Origin of the sequence: Desulfovibrio sp. OH1186_COT-070 (assembly GCF_003860215.1) — a bacterium.
Classification (GTDB): domain Bacteria; phylum Desulfobacterota; class Desulfovibrionia; order Desulfovibrionales; family Desulfovibrionaceae; genus Desulfovibrio.
In genome coordinates, this window is sequence record NZ_RQYH01000084.1 from 1 (window position 1) to 1376 (window position 1376).

Below are 1376 nucleotides of genomic sequence, written 5' to 3' on the forward strand. Positions count from 1 at the left end.
CCCTGATGACAACTCAATCTGCGCTTCAAGTCGGCAAACTTCCCTTCAAGCAGATTGGTCGTTTTATGGATGTTGAGTTCGGGGTAACGCTCAAAGGTAAACAGCCGCTCAAGGCTGCGTTTTAAGCTGTTGTACGCGCTTCTCAAGCGTTTGTGCGTGTAATGCGACTTGCCGGTGATGGGGTTGGTGCTGCGCTCGTTGATGAAGCTTTTATGTCGCTCGTACCACGCCTCCAACGCTCCTGCAAAGCCAGCCCGCGTGCTGTTTTTCAGGCTTAACGCCAACTCGCGCAACTCACACGCCGCCACGCTTTTCGGCCTGCGGGTGAGATAGCGGTTTACAGTCTGTACTTGGTGAAAGTGGCACAGTTGCATCGGCACTCCGGGCAAGAGTTTGTCCAACCCTCTGCGCCCGTCGCAGGTAATGCTCCGGATGACCGTGCCTTTTTCTTGGACTGCGGTGATGGTTGCCAGGTAAAGTGCGGTGGTTTCATAAGCGACTTCATCGACAAACAGCGCCTGTTTGCTGATGGAATCCAAGAGCACCATCACCCCGTAATCGCGCCCGAAGTAGGTGGTATCGATGATGAGGTTGGCGGTTTTTGGTGTCGGAAGTACGGATTTTGTCTGAGCTTTTTTCAGATAGCGGGCGATGGTTTTGCGGCTGACGTTGTAGTGTTTGGCGAGCTCTGCGGCGGTTTGTTTGCCTTGGCTGTAGTGTTGCCATAGTGCGTCTGCATTGAGTTTTTGTCCGCCCGAAAATCGTTTGCCACAGCACGAACATCTGTAGCGTTGCTTGGCATTTTGCCGACCGTCTTTTCTGACATGTTTTGAAGCGCAAAAAGGGCATTTTTTGTGTTCAAAGGTTTTGACTCCGCTTAAAGCCTTGCAGCGTAAGGCTCGCAGCCGTTTTTAACACCTTTTTTGTCCCTTACGCCCGAAAACGCTTTCCGGTCAATCCCATTGTACTTGCGTAGCACCCGCTTCGCCTGATTGCAAAAATTCTCAATGCCGTTGATGTGGTTTTGCCGGTCGGCAAATGCCTTGCTGTGGTTAATCCTATGGTGGTGAAAACCGCTCACATCCAGTACGTCATAACTGCTCAGACTGTCCGTATAAACCACGCTGTCCGGCATGAGCTTCTTCGTAATAACAGGAAATAAACTTTCCCTCTTGGCATTGTTCACCACAACGGTATAAACCTTGCCGCCGCGTTTGAGGATACCGAAAACCACCACTTTGCCTGCGCCTCCTCTGCCGCGTTTTCCTTTGCGCTTACCGCCGAGGTAACTCTCGTCCAATTCTAAAAACCTGGTCTGCCTGCAAAGTCAAATGATGACTGATAACGAGGCGGGTTTTGCGGTCAAAGAGTATGGC

1 protein-coding gene and 1 pseudogene are annotated in these 1376 nt (G+C 51.4%); both read right to left on the reverse strand.

Annotated features, from left to right (window positions below):
• Window positions 1-548 (reverse strand): hypothetical protein (locus EII23_RS13525; RefSeq protein WP_260424714.1); only part of this gene is annotated, 548 nt, incomplete at its 3' end.
• 392 nt (window positions 549-940) lie between these two features.
• A pseudogene (locus tag EII23_RS11890) lies at window positions 941-1376 on the reverse strand (IS1595 family transposase); the annotation flags it as partial.